General features: G+C 63.8%; 18 protein-coding genes. 15 read left to right on the top strand and 3 right to left on the bottom strand.

Annotated features, from left to right (window positions below; translation table 11 throughout):
* Nucleotide 1: 1 nt before the first annotated feature.
* Nucleotides 2–1,135 carry a site-specific DNA-methyltransferase gene (locus ACI5KX_RS11985; protein WP_406811368.1) on the top strand — a complete coding sequence of 378 codons (1,134 nt, stop codon included), beginning with the start codon at nucleotides 2–4 and terminating at the stop codon, nucleotides 1,133–1,135.
* Nucleotides 1,136–1,293: 158 nt separating this feature from the next.
* Nucleotides 1,294–2,079 (top strand): outer membrane protein, encoded by a 786-nt coding sequence (locus tag ACI5KX_RS11980; protein WP_406810890.1) that lies wholly within the window; start codon nucleotides 1,294–1,296, stop codon nucleotides 2,077–2,079.
* Nucleotides 2,080–2,264: 185 nt separating this feature from the next.
* Here the strand turns inward: ACI5KX_RS11980 and ACI5KX_RS11975 are convergent, their stop codons facing one another.
* Entirely contained in the window at nucleotides 2,265–2,858 is a 594-nt protein-coding gene (locus ACI5KX_RS11975; protein ID WP_406810889.1) for a TetR/AcrR family transcriptional regulator, read from the bottom strand.
* A gap of 48 nt (nucleotides 2,859–2,906) precedes the next feature.
* Here ACI5KX_RS11975 and ACI5KX_RS11970 point away from each other — a divergent pair, with 48 nt between their 5' ends.
* The 3 genes from ACI5KX_RS11970 to ACI5KX_RS11960 all read left to right on the top strand — a co-directional run bounded on the left by ACI5KX_RS11970 (nucleotide 2,907) and on the right by ACI5KX_RS11960 (nucleotide 6,252).
* Nucleotides 2,907–3,668, top strand: a complete 762-nt coding sequence (locus tag ACI5KX_RS11970; RefSeq protein ID WP_406810888.1) for a DJ-1/PfpI family protein — start codon at nucleotides 2,907–2,909, stop codon at nucleotides 3,666–3,668.
* Nucleotides 3,669–3,855: 187 nt separating this feature from the next.
* Nucleotides 3,856–4,971: a dihydropteroate synthase gene (gene folP, locus ACI5KX_RS11965; protein ID WP_406810887.1), complete on the top strand. Its 1,116-nt coding sequence runs from the start codon at nucleotides 3,856–3,858 to the stop codon at nucleotides 4,969–4,971.
* A 72-nt stretch (nucleotides 4,972–5,043) separates the two neighbouring features.
* Entirely contained in the window at nucleotides 5,044–6,252 is a 1,209-nt protein-coding gene (locus ACI5KX_RS11960; protein ID WP_406810886.1) for an alkaline phosphatase D family protein, read from the top strand.
* A gap of 6 nt (nucleotides 6,253–6,258) precedes the next feature.
* Here ACI5KX_RS11960 and ACI5KX_RS11955 read toward each other — a convergent pair whose 3' ends face one another.
* Both ACI5KX_RS11955 and ACI5KX_RS11950 read right to left on the bottom strand, forming a co-directional pair.
* On the bottom strand, nucleotides 6,259–7,041 hold the full coding sequence (locus tag ACI5KX_RS11955) for an SDR family NAD(P)-dependent oxidoreductase (RefSeq protein ID WP_406810885.1): 783 nt from the start codon (nucleotides 7,039–7,041) through the stop codon (nucleotides 6,259–6,261).
* Nucleotides 7,042–7,083: 42 nt separating this feature from the next.
* Nucleotides 7,084–8,478, bottom strand: coding sequence for a sigma-54-dependent transcriptional regulator (locus tag ACI5KX_RS11950; RefSeq protein ID WP_406810884.1), 1,395 nt, complete (start codon nucleotides 8,476–8,478; stop codon nucleotides 7,084–7,086).
* 317 nt (nucleotides 8,479–8,795) lie between these two features.
* Here ACI5KX_RS11950 and ACI5KX_RS11945 point away from each other — a divergent pair, with 317 nt between their 5' ends.
* The 10 genes from ACI5KX_RS11945 (at nucleotide 8,796) to ACI5KX_RS11900 (ending at nucleotide 17,839) form a co-directional block, all read left to right on the top strand.
* Nucleotides 8,796–8,918 (top strand): hypothetical protein, encoded by a 123-nt coding sequence (locus tag ACI5KX_RS11945; RefSeq protein ID WP_406810883.1) that lies wholly within the window; start codon nucleotides 8,796–8,798, stop codon nucleotides 8,916–8,918.
* 16 nt (nucleotides 8,919–8,934) lie between these two features.
* Nucleotides 8,935–10,059, top strand: a complete 1,125-nt coding sequence (locus ACI5KX_RS11940) for an NAD(P) transhydrogenase subunit alpha (RefSeq protein WP_406810882.1) — start codon at nucleotides 8,935–8,937, stop codon at nucleotides 10,057–10,059.
* A gap of 3 nt (nucleotides 10,060–10,062) precedes the next feature.
* A complete protein-coding gene (locus ACI5KX_RS11935) occupies nucleotides 10,063–10,347 on the top strand; it encodes an NAD(P) transhydrogenase subunit alpha (protein ID WP_406810881.1) in 285 nt (94 codons plus the stop codon).
* The gene (locus ACI5KX_RS11930) at nucleotides 10,347–11,846 is read left to right on the top strand and encodes an NAD(P)(+) transhydrogenase (Re/Si-specific) subunit beta (RefSeq protein ID WP_406810880.1); all 1,500 of its coding nucleotides are present in this window, start codon (nucleotides 10,347–10,349) and stop codon (nucleotides 11,844–11,846) included. The genes ACI5KX_RS11935 and ACI5KX_RS11930 overlap by 1 nt, the downstream gene beginning before the upstream one ends.
* 7 nt (nucleotides 11,847–11,853) lie before the next feature.
* A complete protein-coding gene (locus tag ACI5KX_RS11925) occupies nucleotides 11,854–12,213 on the top strand; it encodes a hypothetical protein (RefSeq protein ID WP_406810879.1) in 360 nt (119 codons plus the stop codon).
* A 57-nt stretch (nucleotides 12,214–12,270) separates the two neighbouring features.
* Nucleotides 12,271–13,782, top strand: coding sequence for a hypothetical protein (locus tag ACI5KX_RS11920; RefSeq protein ID WP_406810878.1), 1,512 nt, complete (start codon nucleotides 12,271–12,273; stop codon nucleotides 13,780–13,782).
* A 58-nt stretch (nucleotides 13,783–13,840) separates the two neighbouring features.
* On the top strand, nucleotides 13,841–15,043 hold the full coding sequence (locus tag ACI5KX_RS11915; RefSeq protein ID WP_406810877.1) for a parallel beta-helix domain-containing protein: 1,203 nt from the start codon (nucleotides 13,841–13,843) through the stop codon (nucleotides 15,041–15,043).
* Complete coding sequence (locus ACI5KX_RS11910) at nucleotides 15,040–16,071, top strand: SO2930 family diheme c-type cytochrome (protein ID WP_406810876.1); 1,032 nt, start codon at nucleotides 15,040–15,042, stop codon at nucleotides 16,069–16,071. Before ACI5KX_RS11915 ends, ACI5KX_RS11910 begins: the two co-directional genes overlap by 4 nt.
* Nucleotides 16,068–17,036: an alpha/beta fold hydrolase gene (locus tag ACI5KX_RS11905; RefSeq protein WP_406810875.1), complete on the top strand. Its 969-nt coding sequence runs from the start codon at nucleotides 16,068–16,070 to the stop codon at nucleotides 17,034–17,036. The genes ACI5KX_RS11910 and ACI5KX_RS11905 overlap by 4 nt, the downstream gene beginning before the upstream one ends.
* 98 nt (nucleotides 17,037–17,134) lie before the next feature.
* Entirely contained in the window at nucleotides 17,135–17,839 is a 705-nt protein-coding gene (locus tag ACI5KX_RS11900; protein WP_406810874.1) for an aspartate/glutamate racemase family protein, read from the top strand.
* The last annotated feature ends 200 nt before the right edge of the window (nucleotides 17,840–18,039 follow it).

Here is an 18,039-nt window from a genome sequence, read left to right as displayed (position 1 = left end):
GATGCGGGCAGAGGCGGCTGTTGCGGCGCCCAAGAAGGCACCCGCCGCAGAGCTTCCGCTGGGCCGGATTCTCGACGGTGACTGCATCGAGGCGATGCGTTCGCTGCCCGACAATTCGATCGACTGCGTGTTCGCCGATCCTCCCTACAACCTCCAGCTCGGCGGCGATCTCAATCGTCCCGACGGCAGCGAGGTCGACGCGGTCACCGATCACTGGGACCAGTTCGAAAGCTTCCGCGTCTACGACGATTTCACCCGCGCCTGGCTCACCGAAGCGCGCCGCGTGCTCAAGCCCGATGGCGCGCTGTGGGTGATCGGCAGCTACCACAACATCTTCCGCGTCGGCGCGATACTGCAGGACCTCGGATTCTGGATCCTCAATGACATCGTGTGGCGCAAGACCAACCCGATGCCCAATTTCAAGGGCACCCGTTTTACTAACGCGCACGAGACGCTGATCTGGGCGAGCATGGGCGAAAAAGCGCGCTACCAGTTCAACTACCGCGCGATGAAGACGCTCAATGACGAGCTCCAGATGCGCAGCGACTGGGTGCTGCCGATCTGCTCGGGCGGCGAACGGCTGAAGGAAAACGGCAAGAAAGCGCACCCCACGCAAAAGCCCGAAGCGCTGCTGTACCGCGTGCTGCTCGCGACGACCGAGAAGGGCGACGTCGTGCTCGATCCGTTCTTCGGCACCGGCACCACCGGCGCGGTCGCCAAGCGGTTGGGCCGCAATTGGATCGGCTGCGAACGCGAAGAATTCTACCGTTCCGTAGCGGAAAAACGCATTTCCCGGGAACTTGCGCTGGACGAAAGCGCTCTTGCAACAATGCAGAGCAGAAAGTCCGCGCCCCGGGTCGCCTTCGGGACGCTCGTCGAAACCGGACTGATTGCTCCCGGCAGCAAGGTGTTCGACAAGAAGCGCCGCTGGGTAGCGATCGTCCGGGCCGACGGCTCGCTTGACTACGAGGGCCAAACCGGATCGATCCACGGGCTCGGCAAGGACCTGCAAGGCGCGCCGAGCTGCAACGGATGGACCTTTTGGCACTACGAGATCGACGGTCCCAATGGCAAAGACGTGAAGCCGGTCGATCACGCGCGGCAGCTGCACCTGCTGGCGAGTGAGGACGGCTGACCCTTTATCGGTTCATCGTTCCTGACACACCTGCGCAACAATCTATCTCAAACTCGATGCAATCCATCGCAAGTGATGGATATCTTGCCATAATTCCCGGTTTTTCTCGCAGACGGGCGTCTCCCTAGGACGTCTGCACATGAGAAAAAGAGGAATAAATGACCAATAAGATCAACCGCAGTCTCATCCCCGCTGCTGCAATAGCACTCGCCGCCATCCCGTCTGCAGCGCTCGCAGATGGCCCCTATGTCGGGGTGAGCGGCGGCGTCGCACTGCCCGAAGACAGCACCAATGCGGGCGAATTCGACGCCGATGTCCCCGCCACCCCCGATTTTGGTGCCATCCCCGCAGGCACCGAGCTCGGCTGGAACACCCAGTTCGACACCGGTTTCGCTATCGGCGGCCAGGCCGGTTATGCCTTCGAAAACGGCTTCAGACTGGAAGCCGAACTGGCCTATTCCGAATACGACGTCGATAGCCACTCTGGCCTGACCGTCGGCGGAACCAATATCGACGGTGCGGACGTTGCAGTCCTGACGCGCGGTCCGGCAGATGCGGCCAACCCCACCGTGGGAGACGTGATCGCCGACGGCCAGGGGAAGGTCAGCAATTTCGGCGTTTTCGGTAACGTCTATTACGACATCGAGACCGGGAGCGCATTCAAACCCTATGTCGGCGCCGGCATCGGATACCAGTGGGTGGATGTCGACTATTCGCCCTCCGGAGTTGCGGTCGGGGACGACAATGACGGCACATTCGCCTACCAACTGATGGCAGGCGCTAGCTTCGAACTGAGCGACAGTGCCGAAGTGTTCGGCCAGTACACATGGCGCGACACCACGGAAGAAGCGGACGTTCCATTGACACTCCTCCCGGCAACTCTGGGCGTGGAATCTTCGCAGTCGATCGTTTCGGCAGGCGTGCGCTTCCACTTCGGCGGCTGATCGAAAGCTTCCGATGACATTCGTTCAAGGGCCGTGCCGGAAGGTGCGGCCCTTTTCGCGTCAGAATTGGATAAGCCGGGACGCATCAACAGCCCTCGTGCGGTGGCCCCCGCTCCCGCTCCCGGACAAAGCTCCGGTCGTTCGAGCGATCGTCGCGCCGTATTTCGTAGGGTGGGCACCCGTATTCAAAGGGCACTTTTCCCGGAGTGACCGGGGTTGAATTCCGCATCCCGCTCCAGCAGTTGGCAAATCGCCCGGGCGGTTCGCCCTCCCATGTCCGCCAATTCGTCCATCGACGCGCCAGCTTTCGCGCGGGCCGAGAATGCAATCAGGGTATTCGACGCGAGGTGCTCGGCCGCCTCGATCCGGTCGCTCGGTGCGTTCGGGAACGATTGGCCGATGCGTTGACGCATTGCATCGTCGAGGTGCTGGATTGACGAGGATAGGCGCAATTTGACAGGGGGCAGGTCCGCACTGCCCGGCGCCGTTCCGTAAACGAGGCACCCTGGGGCAACCGGATCATCTCGAAAATAGATCGAGAGCACACTCCTGTAGAAATTTGTCAACGCCAGTTCCAGATCGGCGTCTTCCTTCAAGGCGTGCATTGCCCCTTTGGACACTTGCGAGGCGAACGAGTCCATGGCGCCGAGATACATCGAGAGCTTGTCGCCAAAGGCGCGGTACAGGCTGGGACGGCTTAGTCCGGTGGCTTCCGACAGGTCATCAAGCGAGACAGCCGCAAATCCCTTTGCGCGGAAGAGTCCGATTGCCGCTTCCATGGCAGCCTCTTTGTCGACCGAAGGAGGGCGACCGCGCTTGCGGGGCGTTTGAACCATTTTCGTACCGTTTCGCATTTAATTATTGACGACGCGCGATTTAAATACGAAACGGTACGAAATCTCAAGGGGAGGGCTCGTATCGTGCTGATCCAATCGCTCGTCTATCCAGGCTTTACGACGCTGGATCTCATCGGGGCCCTGCAGCCCTTGTCGCAGATCCCCAATTCGAACACGGAGATCGTGGCGGAACGCAAGGGAGCCTGCGCAAGCGATTGCGGCGCTGCGATCATGGCAGGCGCCACCTACGAGACTGCCTCGGCCGAGCCGGACGTGCTCTTGGTGCCTGGCGCAGGCACACCTTCGATCGACATTCTCGACGATGATCGCACAATGGATTTCCTCGCGCAGAGAGGTTCAAGGGCGACTTGGATTGTGGCGGTCTGCACCGGCTCGCTTCTGCTCGGAAAGGCCGGGCTGCTGGATGGCTACAAAGCGGCGAGCCACTGGGCCGTGATCGACACGCTCGAGGTGTTCGGTGCCATACCGGTCCACGAGCGTGTGGTTATCGATCGCAACCGCTGTACCGGTGGCGGGGTGACGGCCGGGGTCGATATCGGATTGACGGTGGCCGGCATGATTGCCGGGGCCGATACGGCGCGCCTGATCGAACTGATTATCGAGTACAATCCGGCGCCGCCTTTCGGATGCGGGCATCCGACCATCGCTGATGCGGAAACGCTGAAGCGGGCGCGCGCCCTGACCGATGCAATGCTGCCGGTAGACCGCATTTCTCGCATTGCGTCTGCGTAGCGACGGGACCCGGCCATTCGCACCGATCCGTGGATTTCCGCACGGTTGGCTATCCTCCACGTCCCGCCGACGCTAAGGCGGATCGCATGACTTACGCCGGCTCGATTACCGCTCCACGATCCCCCGGAAACCTGGCTCTCCGACCGCGCGCCATGCCGTGTCCATCTCCTGTCACAGGGGCCCCGAAATGACCGCGTCCGTCTATCTCCACCCCATCGCTTTCGCCTCCGGCCCGCAGGCCGAGGATGGTGCGGCGATCCGGCTCGCCGGTTCGATGGTCTATGCCAGCCGTTTTGCCTTGGTGGTGCGCGACGAGGGGACCGCAACGCAGCGGCTGCTGTTCGGCGCGCGCGGGTTCGAGGCGGCAGCGACCAGTCTCGACAGCGCGCTCGCCGCCGAGGCGCAGCGGCAATGGGCCAACCTCCAGAAGACCCACGCGCCGCTGCAGCTGGGCGAGCGCACGATCCGTTTCGACCAGCCGCAGGTGATGGGGGTGCTGAACGTCACGCCGGACAGCTTCAGCGACGGCGGCGAGTTCCTCGAAAAGCCCGATACCGGTCGCGCGCACGCCGCCGCCATGCTCGAAGCGGGGGCGGCTGTGATCGACATCGGCGGCGAGAGCACACGGCCCGGCGCAGCGGCGACATGGGAAGGCGACGAGAAGGATCGCGTGCTCCCCGCGGTCGAATATTGCGCGGCGATGGGCGCAGCGATCAGCGTCGACACCCGCCGTGCGGGTGTGCTCGAAGCGGCGCTTGCCGCGGGCGCGCACATGGCGAACGATGTGTCGGCGCTGCGTTACGATCCGCGCAGCCTCGAACTGGTCGCCAACAGCCGGTGCCCGGCGGTGCTGATGCATGCGCCGGGAACAGGCGACGACCTGCATGAGGGCGGCATTTATACCGACGTGGTGAGCGATGTGTTCGACTTCCTCAAGCACGCCCGCGAAAAGGCGATTTCGGGCGGCATCGCCGAGGACCGGATCATGCTCGATCCCGGTATCGGCTTCGGCAAGACGCTTGCGGACAATCTCGCGCTGCTCAATGCGCTGCCGCTGTTCCATGCGCTCGGATCACCGCTGCTACTCGGCGTCAGCCGCAAGCGGATGATCGGCGCGCTCTCCAACGAGGAACCCGCTCACGAGCGGCTCGGCGGCTCGATCGCGCTGGCGGTGAAGGGGATGGATGCAGGCGTGCACATGCTGCGCGTCCACGACGTCAAGGCAACGGTGCAGGCGCGCAACGTTTGGCGCGGGATGCGCGATGCGGCCTTGACCGATTTCTCCCAACTGCCGATGGACTGACGCGCTGCCGTCGCCATAGAGTCACGCTTGACGCGCATGGGACTGCGCGAACCAACAACAGGGAACATGCCAATGCGCCGCTTTACCAGCCTCGCTCTTGCCACCGCCGCTATCGGTCTCGCGACCGGCCCACTTCTTGCCGACAATCACGGCGGGATGAAGGGACCGCACAAGCATCACGCGATGATGGGCGACGGCCACGTGCCGATGTATGCGGAGGACCTGCTGGCGGCCTATTACGCCAAGCTCGAAAAGCGCGTCGAGCTTCCGGTCGCGCCCGCCAACGCCGCGATCGCGCTCGAGACAACCATCACCCGCCTCGCATTCGGCAGCTGCAACCACCAGAGCCGCAGCCAGCATATGTGGGCGCAGATCGCAGCGACGAACCCCGATCTTTTCCTGATGATCGGCGATAACAATTACGGCGACAACGGCTGGAGCGGCGATGCCGCGCTCACGTCCTTGCGCGAAGCCTATGGCGTGATGGCAAAGACGCCCGAGCTGGCCGATTTCCGCGCCAGCGTGCCGATGATGGCGATGTGGGACGATCACGATTACGGCTTCAACGATGGCGGAGCGAGCTTCGTGTTCCGCAGCTGGTCGGAGACGATCTTCGAGACCTTCTGGGGGTCGACCGACGAGGTGAGGTCGCGCCCCGGCGTATACGACAGCCGGATGTTCGGCGCGGACGGCAAGGTCACGCAGGTGATCATGCTCGATACCCGCTTCTTCCGTTCGGACCTCGACCGGATGCCATATCAGGACGAACGTCCGCCGCTCGGACCGTATGTACCGAGCAGCGATCCCTCCAAGACCATGCTTGGCGAGGCGCAGTGGCAGTGGCTCGAGCAGGAGCTCGCGAAGCCGGCAGACCTGCGTATCCTCGTCTCCTCGATCCAGGTGATCACCGATGCGCACGATTACGAAAGCTGGGAAAACCTGCCGCTCGAACGTGCGAAGCTTTACGCATTGCTGGCGGGGCGCGAGGACAGCGGGCTGGTGATGCTTTCGGGCGATCGCCATGCAGGCGGGATTTACAGCGACAGTCCCGAGGCTGCGGGCGGCGAACAGCTGTGGGAGCTGACCAGTTCCTCGCTCAACTACTCGTTCTCGTCGACCGAGCGGAACACCGCGCGCGAGCCCGATCCCAGGCGGCTTACCGATTTCATCTCCGAGGAAAATTTCGGACTGGTCGAGATCGATTGGGGGGCGAAGAGCCTTACTCTCAGCCTGCGCGGCGCCGAGGGCGAAGAACGGGTGACGCGGACGGTGCGCTGGTAAGCGGCGTCAGTCGCCCGGCGCCGCAGCGCTTCCGGCCAGCAGGCCGCCGTCGAGCGTGAGTTCGCTTCCGGTCATGTAGGCGCTTTCGTCGCTCGCGAGATAGACGCAGGCCTCGGCGACTTCCTCGACCGTACCGAACCGTTTCAGCGGCGTGTCTTTGACCATGGCCGCCTTGCGTTCCTCGAGATCGGGGCCGTCGCCGAGCAGCGTTTCCCACATCGGCGTGAGGATTGCGGCCGGGTGCACCGAATTGCAGCGGATCGCCCAGCCGTTCTGCGCGGCGTAGAGCGCGACCGATTTCGAGTGATTGCGGATCGCAGCCTTGCTGGCGGCATAGGCGGCGGCACCGGGAATGCCGACGACGCCCGAGCGCGAAGACATGTTGATGATCGAACCCGCGCCTTTCGCTTTCATGGCTCTCAAGGCGTAGCGGCAGCCGAGAAAGGTCCCGTCGGTGTTGACCGCGTGGACCCGGTGCCAATCCTCCAGCGAGGCGTGTTCGGGATCGTGCGGGCCGGGGCTGTCTTCGAAACCGGTAATCCCGGCATTGTTGACCAGCACATCGATCTGCGGGTGCGACACAGCGAGGTCCGACCATGCGTCTTCCCTGCGAACGTCGAGCACGGCAAACTCGCAGCCGATCTCGCGCGCCGACTTTTCGCCTTCGTCCTCGTCGATGTCGGTAAGCAGGACACTCGCGCCCTCGCGGACGAATGCTTCGCACACGCCGCGCCCGATACCGCGCGCGCCGCCGGTTACGACACACAGCTTCCCTGCCAGCCTGGCCATGATCGATCCCCCAATCCTTGCAATTGGGAGACCCTGACCCGATTACGCCGCGTTGTCGATCCCGAGATCGGAGAGTTTGCGGTAGAGGGTGGAGCGACCGATCCCGAGCCGCCGCGCAACCTCCGTCATGCGTCCGCGATAATGGCCGATGGCGAGGCGGATCACGTCGGCCTCGATCTCTTCGAGCGGGCGCAGGTTGCCGTCTTCGGTGTAAAGCATCACGCCCACGCCCTCATGCGCGTTCGAGTGCGGATCGCTCTCCACATCGCCGAGCAGTTCGGACAGCTGCGGGAAGCTTTCGGCGGTCAGCGTGTTGCCTTCGCAATAGACTGCCGCGCGGAACAGCACCGATTGCAGCTGGCGAACGTTGCCCGGCCAATCGTAGGCGGCGAGCAGGGCCAGCGCGCTGTCGGAAACTGACAGGTGCTTGAGACCGGGCTGCTCTCCGATCCGGCCGAGGAAATGACGGGTGAGCGCCGGGATGTCGCCCGTGCGCTCGCGGAGCGGCGGCAGGGCGATGCGGGTTGCACCCAGCTTCTTGGCAAGGGCCTCTTCGAACTGGCCACCCTTAACCAGAGTGTCGAGCTCCATATTGGTCGAGACCAGCAAACGCACATCCACGCGGAACCCGTGCTTGGCGCCGATCGGGCGGACGATGCCGGTCTCGAACACGTCGGCAAGACGGGTCTGGAGATGCGGCGTCAGGCGCTCGACCTCGTCGAGCACCAGCGTTCCGCCGTCGCAGTGTTGCAGCGCGCCGATCTGCCGGTCGAATGCGCCGGGAAAGGCATTGGGCTCGTGTCCGAACAGAACCGACTCGATCGAATTGGGCGGAACGCTGGCGACGTTGATGAAGCGCAGCGATTCCTTCGCGCGGGGGGAGGCGGCGTGCATCGCGCGCAGCAGCATTTCCTTGCCGGTGCCGCTTTCGCCCTCGATCACCGCATGGCCGTGCCCACGCGCCGCCTTGGCCGCCTTCGCCAGAGCAGTGCGGAATTTGGGCGCGGTGCCGATCATCGCATCGAAATCGAGGCTGGCCGACATCTTCTCGGTCAACGGCGCAAGTTCGTCGCGTGGAGCCTCGCGGGTGGTGACCGTGCGCAGCGCTTCCATCAACCGGTCGGGAGAAACCGGTTTCACGAGGTAGTCGCTCGCGCCCGCGCGCATCGCCTCGACGGCGAGCAGCGGCGAGGCGCTGGTGGTGAGCATCAGGATCGGCAGGGCGGGGCGGCGCTGTTTGAGTTCGGCGATCAGCGAGCAGGCATCGTCACCCGGAACCCACTGGTCGAGCAGGATCGCGGAAAGCTGCATGCCCTCGCGCGTGCCGAGCATTGCGATCGCGGTTTCGGCATCGCTGGCAACGATCGTGCGCCAGCCGTCGCGCGCGGCGATGGCCGAGATCAACCGGCTCTGCGCCGGTTCATCGTCGATCAGCATCACGAGACGCGATTCGTCCCGCGGGCCAAGCTGCGATTCCAGGTGCGAATCAAGATCCGCCATAGGCCGGTCCGCGCATCCTCTGCTGCCCCGGCACTCGTCCCGGGGTGAAACGTCGCTCGACCGTAGGCAAATCGGGTAAAGACCCGATTAAGGCTGATCCCCGATGCGCGGGATTTCGTCGCGTTTTCGTTTCCACCCCTCTCAATAGAGCGGGCTTGAGTGCGGCTGCTCTCCGCGATACGGGCTTCAGCAGCAACTTTCCGGCAACTTTCTGCCGGCTTCAACGTTTGGGATCCAAGGGAAAGACCAAAGTCATGGCTACGCACGATATGGACAAGGCTCGCGCAACCTACAGCGGCTTCATGGGCGCGCTGAAATGGGCGGTGCCGGTCATTGCGATCATCACGCTGTTCGTCATCATGCTGATCGCGGAATAAGGGCAGGCAATATCACGTGAAAATCGCTGTACTGAAAGAGCGCGCGCCGGGCGAAACGCGGGTGGCCGCAACGCCCGAGACGGTGAAGAAGTTCATCGGCCTGGATAACGAGTTTGCCGTCGAGACCGGCGCAGGCGCCAGTGCTGCGATTTCCGACACTGCCTTCGAGGAGGCAGGCGCAACGGTCGGCGATGCGGCATCCTGCGTGAAGGATGCGGACATCGTCCTCGGCATTCAGGCGCCCGAAGTGGCCTTGCTCGAGGGCGCAAAGCCCGGCGCATGGGTCGCGGCGCTGTTCAATCCGTTTCAGTCGAAAGAACTGGTCGATGCGTATGCACAGGCCGGTTTCGAGGCGCTGAGCATGGAATTCATGCCGCGCATCACCCGCGCGCAGTCGATGGACGTGCTTTCGAGCCAGTCCAACCTCGCCGGGTACAAGGCGGTCGTCCACGCCGCGGACACCTATGGCCGCGCTTTCCCGATGATGATGACCGCCGCGGGCACGGTGAACGCGGCCAAGTGCTTCGTCATGGGTGTCGGCGTTGCGGGCCTCCAGGCGATTGCGACCGCGCGGCGTCTGGGCGCGCAGGTTTCCGCGACCGACGTGAGATCGGCTACCAAGGAACAGATCGAAAGCCTTGGCGCGAAAGCGATTTTCGTCGAGGAGGTCGAAGGAATCGAAGGCGAGGGCTCGGGCGGCTACGCCACCGAGATGAGCGACGAGTACAAGGCCGCGCAGGCCAAGCTCGTTTCCGAACACATCGCCAAGCAGGATATCGTCATCACCACCGCGCTGATCCCCGGACGCGCGGCTCCGGTGCTGATCACCGACGCGCAAATCGCGACGATGAAGCCGGGCAGCGTGATCTTCGACCTCGCGGTCGCGCAGGGCGGCAATGTCGAAGGCTCCAAGGCCGACGACGTGGTCGAGAAGCACGGCGTGAAAATCATCGGCTACGCCAACACACCGGCACACCTAGCCGCGGACGCCTCCGCGCTGTTCGCGCGCAACCACTTCAACTTTCTCAGCGCCTTCTGGGACAAGGAAGCGGGCAAACCCGAACTCGATGAGGAAATCGGCGACGCGATCCGCCTGACCAAGGGCGGCGAGATCGTCAACGAGCGGCTGAAGGGAGCCTAAGAGATGGATTTCATCAGCATTCTCTCGATCTTCGTGCTGGCGTGCTTCGTCGGCTATTACGTCGTGTGGTCGGTCACTCCGGCGTTGCACACGCCGTTGATGGCGGTGACCAATGCGATTTCCTCGGTGATTATCGTCGGCGCGCTGATCGCTTCGGCTGAGGCGGGGAGCGCGATTGCCAAGTGGCTGGGCCTTGCGGGCGTGGTGCTGGCTAGCGTCAACATCTTCGGCGGCTTTGCCGTCACCGAGCGCATGCTCGCGATGTACAAGAAGAAGGAGAAGAAGTGATGAGCTTCTCCATTCTCGCCGCCGGCGCCGACGCCGCGACGCCGACCTGGGTGCCGCTCGCCTATCTCGTCGCGGGCGTGTTCTTCATCCTCGCGCTGCGCGGGCTTTCCAGCCCCGCCACAAGCCGGGCGGGCAACCGCAACGGGATGATCGGCATGATCATTGCGGTGGCGACCACGCTCGTCACGCACGACATCGCCAACATCGTCGAGATCGCGATCGCGATCTTCGTCGGCGGCTCGATCGGGTTCATCATCGCGCGCAAGATCGCGATGACGCAGATGCCCGAACTGGTCGCGGGCTTCCACTCGCTGGTCGGGATGGCCGCGGTGCTGGTCGGCTGGGCGGCCTATCTCAACCCCGGCGCGTTCGGGCTGCTAGTGGGCGGTCAGGATATCATCCATACTGTATATGTTGATCCCCCGTCAGGCTTGGTGCCGATGGCTATTTCGCCCGTCAGCAAGATCGAGATGGGCCTCGGCATCGCCATCGGCGCAATCACGTTCTCAGGCTCGGTCATCGCCTTTGCCAAGCTCTCAGGCAAGATGAGCGGTGCGCCCATCCTGCTGCCGGCGCGCCATGTCATCAATCTGGGTACGTTGGTCGCCATTCTCGTGTTGACGGCGCTGTTCGCTTACACGCCGGGGTCCGAAGCGAACCTGCCCTATATCGTCGCGCTGACCGTGCTCGCCTTCCTGATCGGCTTCCTGCTGATCATCCCGATCGGCGGCGCGGACATGCCGGTCGTGGTTTCCATGCTCAACAGCTATTCGGGCTGGGCCGCGGCGGCGATGGGCTTCACGCTCGGCAACACAGCGATGATCATCACCGGCGCGCTGGTCGGCTCGTCCGGCGCGATCCTGAGCTACATCATGTGCCGCGCGATGAATCGCAGCTTCATCAGCGTGATCGCGGGCGGCTTCGGTGCGGATGGCGGCTCTGCCGGAGACGGCGAGGCGCGCGAGCAGCGCCCCTACAAGCAGGGCAGCGCCGACGATGCGGCGTTCATGCTCGAACAGGCCGAGAAGGTCATCATCATCCCCGGCTACGGCATGGCGGTGGCCCAGGCGCAGCACGTGCTGCGCGAGATGGCCGACCTGCTGAAGGAAAAGGGCGTGGACGTGAAATACGCGATCCACCCGGTCGCGGGCCGCATGCCGGGGCACATGAACGTGCTGCTCGCCGAAGCCAACGTGCCCTATGACGAGGTGTTCGAGCTCGAGGACATCAACTCCGAGTTTGCGCAGGCCGACGTCGCCTTCATTATCGGCGCCAACGACGTGGTGAACCCGGCGGCCAAGACCGACAAGTCCTCGCCGATCTACGGCATGCCGGTGTTCGACGTCGACAAGGCCAAGCAGGTGTTCTTCATCAAGCGTTCGATGGGCGGCGTGGGCTATGCCGGGGTCGACAACGACGTGTTCTACATGGACCAGACGATGATGCTGCTGTCCGACGCGAAGAAGATGGTCGAGGAAATCAACAAGGCGCTCGACTGACGGTTCGATGCGCGCGGCTGTGATCCTCCTCGCCCTTCTTGTGATAGGCGGCGGCGCATGGTTCGTCCTGCGCGACGACGGCATGCTCGAGCAGGTGACCGCCGCGCGGGTCGAACAGGCCTTGCTCGACAACCGTGTCCCGCCCGAAATGGCCGGCTGCATGGCACCGCGCCTCGCCGACCGTCTCAGCATCAACCAGCTCAGGAAACTCGAGCGGATCAAGCCGCAGGACGGGGAAAGCCGTGTCCCGCTCTCGACCGGCGAAGCGATGGCGCGCCTTCGCCGGGTCGATGACCGCGAGGCGGTCGAGACCGTGGTAACTGTCGCAGGCGGCTGCGGGGTCGAGATGATGATTCAGGGCCTCTGAGCCCACTTGCGATCCCGACCGATTGTGCGAAACTGGTCGCAGTCGAGGGGGGAAACGATGAAAATTCTGAAACTGACGCTGGCTGCGGCCTGTATCGCAACGGCAGCGCCTGCTGCGGCTGAAACCGTGGAGCCGCGCGGCGACGGGGTCGGCACCGAGTACATGGTGCTGGAAGTCGAGGCCGATGAGGAAGCGAAAGCGCATTTCCTGCGCGGGCTCGCGCTGCTTCACAACTTCGAATACCGGCGCGCCGCAACAGCCTTCGAGTCGGCACAGAAAGCCGATCCCGATTTCGTCATGGCCTATTGGGGCGAGGCGATGACCTACAACCACCCGCTGTGGCAGGAGCAGGATCGCGACGCCGCCTTGGCCGTCCTCGCGCGATTGGGAGCCACGCCGGAAGCGCGGCAGGCCAAAGTCCGCTCGCCGCGCGAAGCGATGTGGCTGAACGCGATCGAAACGCTCTATGGCGAGGGTACGAAGGAGGAACGCGACCACCTCTATCTCGCCAGGATGCGCGCCCTGTTCGAGGCCGATCCCTCGGACATCGACGCGCGCGCCTTCACCGGCCTTGCGATCCTCGGGACCTCGCACGGCGGGCGGCAGATCCCGATCTACATGGAAGCCGCCGGACTGCTCGAACCGGGGTTCATGACCAACGAGATGCATCCCGGCATCCTGCACTACCTGATCCATTCCTACGACGATCCGGTCCATGCCCCGCTCGGCAAGCGCGCGGCGGAGCGGTACGCCAAGGTCGCGCCGGACGCGGGCCATGCGCAGCACATGATCAGCCACATCTTCCACGCGCTCGGCGACTGGGAAGCTTCGGAAGCCGCGAACGTGCTCGCCGATGCAGTGGTCGATCGTCAGCGCGCCGCGGCAGGGCGTGACCCGTCCGATTGCGGGCACTACAACGAGTGGCTCGTCTACGCGCTGCTGCAACAGGGCAAGGATGCGAGCGGCATTGTCTCGGCTTGCCGCAAGCAGGCCGAAGCGCAGATCGCGCAAGGCGCGGATAACCGGCTCGGTTGGGGCGCATCGTCGAGTTACGCGGTCATTTCCACCTGGCAAGGCGTCGACACGGGCAACTGGCCCGATCCTCTGGCGGGGACCGGCGACGGATTCATCCTGGCGCGAACGAAGCTGGCGCATGGCCGAGCGCTGGCGAGTTTCGGCAACGAGACGGAAGTCGAAGCCGCGCTATCGGATCTGAAGAGCCTCGCCGCCGACTATGCCGAGATCCTGCCGCAGGTCGAACCCGACAACCGGACAAGCATCAACTGGCTCGATCGGGCCGTTGCTCAGGCGGAAGCGGTCCTGACGCTTTCGAACGGCGATGTCGACGCGGGCCTCGCCATGCTGCGCGCCGCTGCGGAGGCGGAAATGGCTCTGCCCAAGGCATTCGGCCCGCCGCGGATCGCAAAGCCGAGCTACGAATTGCTGGGCGAGCAATTGCTTGCGCTGGGCCGCAAGGAAGAGGCCGCGGAGGCGTTTCGCAGGTCGCTCGAATTCGCGCCCGGGCGTCGCCTTTCCCTGGCCGGATTGGAAGCGGCGGGGGGCCTCTGAAGTCCCCTTGCAATCACTTCGACTTGCGCCACAATGCGCGCCGGAGAGGGAGACACGCATGATCAGGATTACCGCTGCCGCGCTGCTGTTGGCGAGTGCATCGCCGCTACTGGCCGAAACGCACACGATTTCACCCGGCGAGGGCGCGCAGGAGCGCTTGCAGGAAGCGCTGATCCTCGCCGAACCGGGCGACGAGATCGTCCTCGAAGCGGGGCGTTACGAACTGACCGATGGGCTCAGCCTCGATGTCGACGGTGTAACGCTGCGCGGCGCCAGCGCGGATGATACGGTTTTGGATTTCACCAATCAGCAGGGTGCGGGCGAAGGCTTGCTCGTCACCTCGGACAACGTCACCCTGCGCGATTTCCGGATGGAAAACCCCAAGGGAGACGGGATCAAGTCCAAGGGTGCGGACAACATCGTTTACACCGGGCTCATCGTGACCTGGACCAACGGCCCCGATGCATCGAACGGGGCATATGCGATCTATCCGGTCGAAAGCACCGGCGTGCTGGTCGATGGCGTGATCGTTTCGGGCGCGTCCGATGCCGGGATCTATGTCGGCCAGTCGAGCAAGATCACGGTGCGCAACTCGATCGCCAGGGAGAACGTCGCCGGGATCGAGATCGAGAACAGCCGCGACGCGATCGTCGAGAACAACATCGCGACCGAGAACACCGGCGGTATCCTCGTGTTCGACCTGCCGGGCCTCCCGGTGATGGGCGGCGGCAACGTGATCGTGCGCAACAACATCGTCAGCGACAACAACACGCCCAATTTCGCGCCTCCGGGCAATATCGTCGCCGGGGTACCGAGCGGAACGGGCATCATGGTGATGGCCAACGAGAACGTCTGGATCGAGAACAACATCGCGAGCGACAACGCGACCGCTCCCTTCATCATCGTCGCCTATACGCAGGCCTATGACGACCCGCGCTACAACCCTTATCCGCGCAATGTCGTGATCGGGGAGAATATCGCCGAGGATGGCGGGACCAAGCCCGACCTGCCGGGCGGCGAGCAGTTCGCTGCAGCCTTCGGCGGGGCGATCCCGCCGATCCTGTGGGATGGCCTTTCCGACGACAGCGCACCGCCACTATTCGTCACTGCCGAAATACCCGGCGTGTCGCTGAACCTGACCAAGCAGGGCCAGTCGATGGCCGATGCGCAGCCCGGCCCGATGACCGCGCCGAGCGCAATCGAGAAATGGGACATAAGCGGGATCGGGGCTCCCGCAGAACTGGAAGCGCGCCTCAAGTGAAGCTCCCGCTCGCCCTGTTGGCCGCGTCCGCGCTGGCGCTTGGCGGGGCAATGGCGAGCCGCGCATTGCCTCCGCCGAAGGTCAACGACACGTTGATTGCGGGCGACAGCCTGCCGAAAGAACTCGCCAATTTCGGGTTTTTCCTCGATGTATCGGCGCGGGAGAGATCGCCAGGTGTGATCGGGTACGAGCTGCGCACTCCGCTCTATTCGGACATGGCGGACAAGCTGCGCTACGTCTACATTCCCGAGGGCACGCGGGTGGTCGCCGACGGCGACGGTCTGCTGCAATTCCCGGTCGGCAGCGCGATCATCAAGACCTTTGCCTTCGGAGAGGGCGCGGAGCAGCGCTACATCGAAACCCGCGTGCTGCTCCACCGCGCCGATGGCTGGGTCGCGCTGCCCTATCGCTGGAACGAGGACCAGACCACGGCCACGCTAGCGCTCGCAGGGGCGCGTCTGCCGGTCACCACGCCCGAAGGTGAGGAAATCAGCTACCGCATTCCCAACAAGAACCAGTGCAAGACCTGCCACAGCAAGGATGGCGAGGTAATCCCGATCGGTCCGAAAGTGCGGAACCTGCCCGGGATATTCTTCAGATCGCTGGGCGAAGGCGGACGGATCGAGCGTTTCCCCGAGACCACCGATCCGCTCCCCGTCTGGACCGAGCGCGGCTCGATCGACGATACCGAAGCGCTCGCGCGCGCCTATCTCGACGTAAATTGCGCGCATTGTCACCAGCCGGGCGGCGGAGCCTCGAATTCGGGGCTGGACCTGCGCTGGGAGCAGGACGATCCGCACAAGCTCGGTATCCGCAAGCCGCCGGTCGCCGCCGGGCGCGGAGCGGGCGGGCACCTCGTATCGATCGCACCGGGCGATCCCGATGCCTCGATCCTTGTCTACCGGATGGACTCGGCCGAGCCCGGGATTGCGATGCCCGAACTGGGCAAATCCACCATCGACCATGACGGCGTCGCGGTGGTGCGGCGCTGGATCGAAGAGATGGACGAAAGGCCCGGCGCACCATGAAGAAATGGCTGATCCGCGGCGTCTTCCTTGTCCTCGCCGCGCTGGTGATCGCATTCGTCGTATTCCGCACGCCCGACACCGATCCGACGGAGATGCGCGCAAAATACGGCACGGCGCCGTCGCAATTCGTCCTCCTTGGCGATAGCCAGCTGTTCCATGTCCGCGACGAGGGACCGGAGGATGCACCGGCCATCGTTCTCCTGCACGGATCGAACTCCGATCTTCGCACCTGGGACGAATGGGCTTACGGATTGAAGGACACGTACCGGGTGGTTCGGTTCGACCAGGTCGGCCACGGCCTTACCGGGCCCGATCCGGACGACGATTACAGCCGGGCCAGCTTCACCGAGGATATCCGCGCGCTGACGCATAAACTCGGGTTGAGGCGCTTCGTGCTCGGCGGCAACTCGATGGGGGGCAAACACGCTCTCGCTTTCGCAGCGGCCTTCCCGGAAAAGGTCGAGGGACTGGTCCTTGTCGATGCGAGCGGTCCACCGGACCTGCGGAGCGAAGAAGACCAGGATGGCGGCAATCTCGGCTTCACCATCGCGCGCACGCCGATCGTCAATTCGCTCGCCGAACAGATTACCCCGCGCAGCCTGATCGAGCGGAGCCTGATGCAGTCGGTCTCGAACAAGGCGGTGGTGACCGATGAAATGATCGATCGTTACTGGGAGCTCCTGCGCTACCCCGGAAATCGGCGGGCCACGATGAAGCGCTTTTCGACCGGATACGATCCGCTGGTCGAAGGCGAAATCGCCGACATCGCCGCGCCGACGTTGATCATGTGGGGGAGCGAGGACCGCCTCATCCCGCTCGCGGCGGGAGAATGGCTCGACCGGACGATGCCTAACAGCACGCTTGTCGTTTACGAGGGAATCGGTCACCTGCCGCAGAAAGAAGCGCCCGAAGCGACGCTTACAGACCTGAAAAAGTGGCTGATTAACCTCGAATTCACCACTTAACCCACGAAAATCTCGGCCTGAATACCACCCTATGGACGCGGTTCACGGTTCCCGCGTAGTTCTCGGGTGAATTGTGTGTGAGAATCAGGGAAATGCCTTTGCGCAAATTGGGATTGATCGGCGGCATGAGCTGGGTGTCGACCGGTATCTACTACGACCGGATCAACCGGATCGTCCAGAAACGCGCGGCCCCGATGGCGAGCGCGCCGATGCTGATCGAGAGCCTCGATTTCTGCCAGCTCTATGCGCTGCGCGAAGACCGCGAGTGGGAACAAGCCGCTCGCGTGCTTTCGGACAGTGCGAAGCGGCTCGAACAGGCAGGGGCCGAGGCCATCATCATCGGCGCGAATTCGATGCACAAGCTGTATGACGATGTCGCCGATGCTGTCGATGTTCCGATCCTGCACATCGCCGATTACGTCGGAGTGGCGCTCAAGCGAGCGGGGCACAAGAACGCGGCGCTGATCGGCACGCGCAACGTCATGACCGAAAGCTTCTATCGCAAGCGTCTGGTCGCGCACGGGATCGACCTGCTGCCGCCCGACATGGGCAATGTCGAGACGCTCGACCGGATTATTTACGACGAACTGATGGTCGGAAAGGTCAGCCGCGATGCCGAGCGCAAGATGAAGACGATCATCACCAACAAGGCACAGGAAGGCGCCGACGCGATCGTGCTCGCCTGCACCGAGCTGGACCTCGTCGTCGACGTCAATGCCAATATCCTGCCGGTGTTCGATTCCACCAGAATCCATTGCGAAGCCGCTGCCGACTGGATCCTGCAGCAGGAATTGGTGGACTAACCGGCGACTCACCTCTTGCGCGCCACGGTTGAGCGCAATGCAACATAAAAGGTGGTGCATCTCGTTAACGAGCCGCCTAAGTGCGCGGCGAATTTGTCATGGATTAGTAACATGCAGATTCCGGGTCCTCGGGTCGCTAAGCCGGAGGCCCTCGGGGCCGCTTTCCACCCCCCCAATGCACCCGGAAAGCGGCCCCGCTT

The sequence above is a fragment of the Erythrobacter sp. GH1-10 genome, from assembly GCF_045363165.1.
Lineage (GTDB): Bacteria > Pseudomonadota > Alphaproteobacteria > Sphingomonadales > Sphingomonadaceae > Erythrobacter.
Note: the sequence above shows the minus strand (reverse complement) of the source record. Positions and strands in the feature narration are given on the sequence as shown.